The organism is Corynebacterium sp. 212_CJEI (assembly GCF_001055915.1).
GTDB lineage: Bacteria > Actinomycetota > Actinomycetes > Mycobacteriales > Mycobacteriaceae > Corynebacterium > Corynebacterium jeikeium_D.
The window spans coordinates 1-6,971 of sequence record NZ_JVPT01000025.1; the positions used below are offsets into that span (position 1 = coordinate 1).

The following is a 6,971-nucleotide window of genomic DNA, read 5'->3' on the forward strand; positions in this document are numbered from 1 at the left end:
TAGTGGGGAGTAGTTGTCATTGAGAGCACGAAGTTCGCTAAGTGAATATCAGCGCGAGCAGTTGGTTGAACTATTTGAGCAAGGCATGGGTTATACAGCCGCTGCCAATGCCCTTGGTGTCTCCAAGTATGCCGCCCGTATGCTCTGTCGTCGGTTTAAGCTGCATGCAGGCTATGTCTTGTGGAGAAACCGACTAAGCAGCAGTACTCGTTCGAGATCAAGAAGGAAGTTGTCCAACGCCACCTTGCTGGCGAGACAGCGATGGATCTTGCACGTGAATTTGGCCTGTCATCACAGCAGCTGGTCCGCGGGTGGTCGTGGAAATGGCGCAAAGACGGCGATGACGCGTTGAAACCGAAGCCGAAGGGCAGACCCAAAGGATCGGTCACGCCGAAGCCGCTGTCGGAGGAAGACAAGCTGCGTGGCGAAAACGAACGGTTGCGGGCCGAAAATGCCTATCTAAAAAAATTGCGGGACTTGAGGAATCAGGGACGCGCCTGAAAGTCCAGGCGATTGTCATCCTCAAGTCGCACCACCGCTTGGAGTACCTCCTAGAGGCAGCAGGTATGCCACGGTGGACGTTCTTCTACCACCAGAAACGACTCAGTAAGCCAGATAAGCACGCCGAGCTCAAGCAAGCGATTCGGGAAAGCTTCGAGCGTAACAAGCATCGCTACGGCTACCGGCGAGTGCTACTTGACCTACGCAACCAGGGGTGGGTGGTCAACCACAAACTCGTCTACAAACTCATGTGCGAGATGGGGCTGCGAGCCAAGATCCGCCAACGTAGACCTTATGTTTCCTACACCGGGACGATCAGCCACATTGCCGACAACAAGCTTGACCGCAAATTCACCCCGGATCAGCCAAATACCGTCTTTGTCAGCGACGTCACCGAGTTCAGGGTTGCAGGCCGCAAGGTCTACCTGTCACCGGTGATGGACTTGTTCGACCGCTCAATCGTTGCCCACACTGTGGCTACATCGCCGTCGACAGCGTTGACCACCGATTCTTTGCCCAAGGTGATCGCGGCGTGGGCACCTGAACCCGGGTGGATGATGCACACCGATCAAGGTTTCCAGTACCAGCATGCCTCGTGGCGTGACCTGATCGGCGACAACGGCGGTGTTCAGTCGATGTCGCGTAAAGCCAACTGTTACGACAACGCGGTCATGGAGAACTTCTTCGGCCACGTGAAAACCGAGATGTACCACGGAGAAGTCTTCGACACGGTCGCAGAGTTCAACCAAGTAATCGACGAATACATCCAGTGGTACAACACCGAACGCGTCCAACAACGACTCAAGGGCCTGACCCCGATGCAATATCGAAATCAGACCCTTGAAGCCCTAACCGCCTAGAGTTAAACCAGTCCAACTTTCGGGGACCAGTTCACCTCGGATCCCCGCGGGGCTTTTTCTGCCCCTCACCCTTTCACTTTTGCTTTAGGTAAGGGTAAGTTAACTCCCACTATGACCTCGAACCCAGTTACCCTGAACACTCCGACGAACACTTCCGCCTACCGCGCGGCCTTTTCTGACCACCTACTCTTGGCCGCCCCTTCTGAACCGCACCATCGAATCATCCGCGCCACTGTTTATGACGTCAGCGCCCCGGCAGAAAACCTGCAGAGGATTGTCATCCGCTCCCCCGAGCTAGTCGGCTTTCAGCTTTCCGGCCCGGACGAATTCTTTGGCCTCTTTATGCCGGCTAAGCCCGGCGAGAATCTCCATTTACCCCTCCACGGAGGTGGCGCCAATATCCGCGCAAGCGTTACAGCCATGCCGGAGACCCAACGCCCAAATTTACGTTGGTACACCGTACGCTCACTCGATCCCGAGTGCGGACAGATAACTTTCGACGTGGCGACACATGGCGTCAAAAATCCAAAGGATGAGCACGTCGGACCAGGGCTCGCCTGGGCTCTTGCAACTCGTGTTGGCGACCAGGTAGGCATCTGGACATGCCAGGGCCTCTGGCACCGCGCGCAAAGTTCACAAACACTTATCGCAGACCCATCTGCCGTACCTTCCGTTCGCGCCATTTTGGATTACGCGGATGCGTTTGCCCCGGAACAGTTGCGCGACATACACCTCGTAGTGGTCGCCGAGAACCATGGTGACCTCGAGCCATCCCTCGTCGCTGACTGGGAGAGCAAGCTGGGCAGCCTAGAAGTGCTGTTTAGCGCTACAACGGACTTCAGCACGGCAGTGATGTCCCACCTACAGCAACTGGACCGTGCCGAACACCCCGCAACACAGTCGAAGTACGTCTGGGTCGCGGGTGAAGGACAGCTCTGCAAGGAAGTACGGCGCCACGCAATTCACACCTGGGGCCTCAATAGCGAATCCGTGCAGTGGTGCCCCTATTGGTTCCTAGGCAGGGCACGGCCTTAATTAGCCACAATCCCTCGCGGCACAATAATCGGAGCCATACCGCGGGGATCTTCCCACACCTCGGCATTCAGGCCATATGCCTCGCGCAACACATCCACCGTCAGAGCCTCCTTTGGAGAACCCTCGGCGATCTTTTCCCCTTCCTTCATGACGATCATCTCGTCGCTAAAAGCTCCCGCCAGGCCAAGATCATGAAGTACGGTAATCACCGTCTTGCCCTCTTGAGCGAGCTCCCGCACGATACTTAGAATCTCTATCGCATGTGCCGGATCTAGGTAGGTAGTCGGTTCGTCCAACAGCACAATTGGCGTATCCTGCGCCAACACCATCGCCATCCAGACCCGCTGCCGCTGGCCGCCAGAAAGCTCCGCCACGTCGCGGGCAACAAGATGGTCAACCTTCGTCTTCTTCAGCGCCTCGCGCACTTTTTCTTTATCTTCTGACGCCGTCGCTCCCCCACCCCAGAGCGATCGACGATAAGGGTGCCGTCCGCGCTCCACAAGTTCTCCAACGGTCAATCCCGCCGGACACAGCGGGTGTTGTGGCAAAAGCGCAATTAGTTGGGCGGCTTCGCGCGACCGCAAACTATGCACGTCCTTTTTCTCTACAAGAACCCGTCCTTCGGCGGGAGCAAGCAGCCGAGAAAGCGTCTTGAGCAACGTCGACTTGCCACAACCATTGGGGCCTAAGAGCGTGGTGACCTTCCCGGGCTCTGCAGTGAAAGACACGTCCTTAACAATGCTTGGGCCGTCGTTGTAGCCCACGGTGACGTGATCAACTTGAACGTTCATTGAACCATTCCTTTCAGAGTTCCGCGACGGGCCGCCAACCACACAAGCAACACCAACGCGGGGCCACCGATGATGGCGGTAACCAAACCCACAGGGGATGTAAATGGCAGTGCGCCCGCCACGACGGCGCACGCAGCTAATAGAGCAGCGCCTGCAAAAGTAGAGCACAACGGATGGGGCGTGGGCGTTCCGGCCACCAGCTTGGCCAGCTGAGGAGCCAATAGTGCCACGAATCCAATTGGGCCGACAAAGGAAACCACCACCGCGACAATGCCCGTTGCGGCAATGAGCAAAATAGCGCGCACCCTCGTGACATTTACCCCAAGTGTGGACGCGGTGGCGTCATCATGAGAAAGAAGAGGGACATCGCGCGTAACACAAAGGCCTAAAACTACGAAGGGCAACAGGCCCAACACCATAGGAAACAAAGCTTCCATACGCACAAAGCCGGTAGACCCAGCGAGCCAAGTTTGGGCATCCGTGGCACGAGTTAAGTCAGCCCGGAGCAGGAGATACTGCACTAAAGACTGCGTGAGGAAAGACAGTGCCAGGCCGATGACCACTACGCGCTGCGACGTCCCGAAGCCACCGAGTAGAACGAGCAAACCAACGATCACTAGTGCGCCAAGCAAAGCGAGTGCAGCACGCCACCAGAACGTCGGCACCCCCTCACTCCATGCAGGGCGGGTAACTACGGTGCCCGCCACAACCAAAACCGCCGCGCCGCCGGATACACCGAGAATGTCCGGGCTGGCCAGCGGATTGCGGGCCATGGTCTGAGTCCACGCACCTGCCAGCCCTAGAGCCGCGCCGACCAGAACGGTAGCGATTGCTACAGGCAGGCGGAGATCCCACACCACGTTGATTGCTTGCTGTGTGCCCCCACCGGTGAGAACCTCGATGACTTCCATCGGGCTGAGCTTCACCGCTCCTTGCCCCAGGATTAAGCAGTAACAAAGAGCCGCTATGAGGGCGAACCCTGCCGAAGCCGCCAGGACGCGTCTGCTTCGTGAACGCTTAATACTACGGATAGACGTCATATCGCTCATATCGTCAGCTCCGAGTCATTCGAGGTCGGTGAACTCTTCTTACGTCGCACCGCCAGAATCATCACTGGGGCACCGACAATAGCTAAGACAATGGACATTTCCAGCTCGTTAGGCTGCAGGACGAAGCGGCCCACAATATCGGCTAGCAACACAGCCGCGCCACCAACAATGCCGGTCGGCAGCAAGAGGCGAGTCAGGGACGGGCCGGTAAACGGGCGTAGTAGGTGTGGCACGGCGAAGCCCACGAATGTCACAAGCCCCACAGTGGCTGTCGCCGAGCCGGCGAGGATGATCACCGCTGCGGCAGCCAACAAGCGGGTTCTCGTGGGCGAGCTGCCAAGGGAACGGGCGGAGTCCTCTCCCATCGCAAGTAGATCCAGCGGGCGTGCTGCAAGCGCACCACATAGAGCACCTAGTGCTAGACCTAAAGCAGCTAAGGCCACGTCTTCCATACCCCGCCCAGCTGTAGAGCCAACGGTCCAGCGGCGGAGCCCTTCCAGGGTGTCGGAAGAATAGAGGCTCAGCATATTCGTGGCCGCTTGCAGGGCGAAGGTAACTCCCACGCCCACGAGTACCAGAGTTAGCGGGTTACGCGATACGCGGGAAATCAACAGCACGATTAAGGCAGCGACGGCCGCCCCGACGAGCCCTACAAGTGTCCGCTCCCCGACCGTCGTTGCCCAGCCCAAGGTCAGTGCCGCAGCGACTGCGAAACTTGCTCCAGCGTTCACGCCGATAATGCCGGGATCTGCCAGGGGGTTGCGGGTCCAGCTCTGAGCAATGGCACCCGCCATAGCCAGGGCTGCGCCTGTGATCACAGCCAAGAGGGTGCGCGGAACGCGCAAGTCCCAAATGATGCCGGATTGCGTAGATGGGTGCGGACCATGCATGAGGATGCTGGTCACTTCGCCAATGGAAAGATCTTTGGAACCCAAGTACAGGGAGGCAAGCAGCAGCAAAGCCAAGCCAACGAGTGCGGCCGAAGTAAGCAAACGCCGGGAAAACACCAAAGAATGTCGAGTTCTTGAAACGGACACTTTCAATTAAATTGCGTCAGAGAACTTGTCGACTGCCCAGGGGATGGTCAATGGGTTCGGCATACTCATTGCATTGCCCACGTTTTCGTCCATCCAGCGGACCTTGCCTTCGCGAACAACGTCCAGCTTGCTGAATGTTGGATCCTTCTTCAAGGTATCGGCGGCACCCTGGTAATCAAGGATGAAGAGGTAATCGACGTTGTTGAGGTCGCTGTAGTTCTCAGGTGCGATGTCGCGGTAGAACTCGCCCCCGTTACCTTCGAGCTCCTTCGGGATCTCGAAGCCCAGACTCTTGATAAACTGCCCGCGACCGTCACCGGAGGTGTACAGGCCGATCTTTCCCTGATAAGGCATGACGATAGCCGCACGCTTGCCTTTGAGCTCAGGGTGCTGCTGTTGGAAATCATCGAAGGCCTTCTGCGTTTCTTCGACGAGTTTGTCGCCTTCTTCTTGCTTGTCTACAGCGCCGGCGATCTGGTTGACCTGATCCCGCCAGGGGATCTGCCAGTCCGTGGCACCGTCTGGCTTAACGGTGGTTGGGGCGATGTCATTAAGCGCCTTCTTCGCCTGCGCGTCTACGGCAGAGTTCACCGCAATGATCTTGTCCGGATCAGCGGCGGAGATCTTCTCCAGGATTTCAGCAGTGAATCCGTTGGCAGTACCGTAAACCACTTCAGGCTTGTTGTCGCCGAGCTTTTCGGTAGCCCATGGGCCGACGCCAGATGCATCAACATCTCCCTCAGCACCCCAGGGCGCTACGAGGACTGGTTGGATGCCTAGAGCGAGCAAGGTATCGCTGTCTCCCAGGCCAACTGCGGCGATGCGCTCGTCCCCGGTGCCCTCATTTTTTGACGCCGCCGCGTCGTCGCCTCGGGAGCAACCAGACAGAACAAGAGTGGATGCTGCCAAGACAGCGGCGGTCTTCAGCGCCGCTCGACGGGTCAGCGAATTGTTTCGAAACATGTGAAAACCTAACGCGTAAGGAACTCTTTGAAACGCTGTAAAGTACCCGTAGCCCCAAGAGACTGATGGCCTCTTTCGGCTACGGCCAACACAGCAATCGAGCCTATATTACACAGGTAAGGCTAACCACACAACAGGCTACCCTAAATTAGTCCGCTTCCTGCTCGGCCGCTACCGACTCCATCGCCGCCCTGGCCACCGTCGCCACGCTGGCCACCGTCGCCACGCTGGCCACCCTAGCCACCCTGGCCACCCTAGCCACCCTGGCTCTCAATGCCGAGATGCTCGCGCTATTGCAACTCGTGGCACCAACTGTCGGAAAAGTTGCACTTCGAAGGTCGAAATGTCGCTAGAACGGGAATCTGTCAGCACAGGCGCGCCTCCGAATTTTGCGACAATTCCCTGACCTGCAGTTTTGCGGAGCTGCAAATCAGTGTCTTTAACGCATTCCCGTTCTAGCGACATTCACCCCTGCTAGCGCCCCAAATACGGCGCCGTCGGCCACGCATCCCCGGTCTAGCGACATCTGCACATCCTCACGCCGCCAAATAGGGCGCCGGCGCCTCCCGTGACGCAATCCCCCCCCAGCACTGCGCTCGCACAATCTCACATTCCGCTGGCGCTGCAGCCAAGCGGAAAGCGTGGGCGTCAATAAGAAAAAATAGGCCCCCTACCGCAACAATGTGAACTACTCCCCATTAGTTGGACTGAGAAATCAGTTACCGACTAGTGGGG

The 6,971-nt window shown here is 57.7% G+C and carries 5 protein-coding genes and 1 pseudogene; 2 read left to right on the forward strand and 4 right to left on the reverse strand.

The annotated features are described in order from the left end of the window. Positions 1-171 precede the first annotated feature (171 nt). Together ADB02_RS11230 and ADB02_RS02100 are read left to right on the forward strand one after the other, a co-directional pair. A pseudogene (locus ADB02_RS11230) lies at positions 172-1,361 on the forward strand (IS3 family transposase); the annotation flags it as partial. 111 nt (positions 1,362-1,472) lie between these two features. After that, positions 1,473-2,396, forward strand: a complete 924-nt coding sequence (locus ADB02_RS02100) for a siderophore-interacting protein (protein ID WP_016421889.1) — start codon at positions 1,473-1,475, stop codon at positions 2,394-2,396. Here the strand turns inward: ADB02_RS02100 and ADB02_RS02105 are convergent. Genes ADB02_RS02105 through ADB02_RS02120 form a run of 4 tightly spaced genes read right to left on the reverse strand, consistent with a single transcriptional unit; the run spans position 2,393 to position 6,236 of the window. After that, entirely contained in the window at positions 2,393-3,187 is a 795-nt protein-coding gene (locus ADB02_RS02105; RefSeq protein ID WP_016421888.1) for an ABC transporter ATP-binding protein, read from the reverse strand. The genes ADB02_RS02100 and ADB02_RS02105 overlap by 4 nt on opposite strands. Then, positions 3,184-4,236 (reverse strand): FecCD family ABC transporter permease, encoded by a 1,053-nt coding sequence (locus tag ADB02_RS02110; RefSeq protein ID WP_016421887.1) that lies wholly within the window; start codon positions 4,234-4,236, stop codon positions 3,184-3,186. Before ADB02_RS02110 ends, ADB02_RS02105 begins: the two co-directional genes overlap by 4 nt. Beyond that, positions 4,233-5,228, reverse strand: coding sequence for a FecCD family ABC transporter permease (locus tag ADB02_RS02115; protein ID WP_222865141.1), 996 nt, complete (start codon positions 5,226-5,228; stop codon positions 4,233-4,235). The genes ADB02_RS02110 and ADB02_RS02115 overlap by 4 nt, the downstream gene beginning before the upstream one ends. Before the next feature lie 51 nt (positions 5,229-5,279). Further along, the gene (locus ADB02_RS02120) at positions 5,280-6,236 is read right to left on the reverse strand and encodes an iron-siderophore ABC transporter substrate-binding protein (protein WP_016421885.1); all 957 of its coding nucleotides are present in this window, start codon (positions 6,234-6,236) and stop codon (positions 5,280-5,282) included. Between the last annotated feature and the right edge of the window lie 735 nt (positions 6,237-6,971).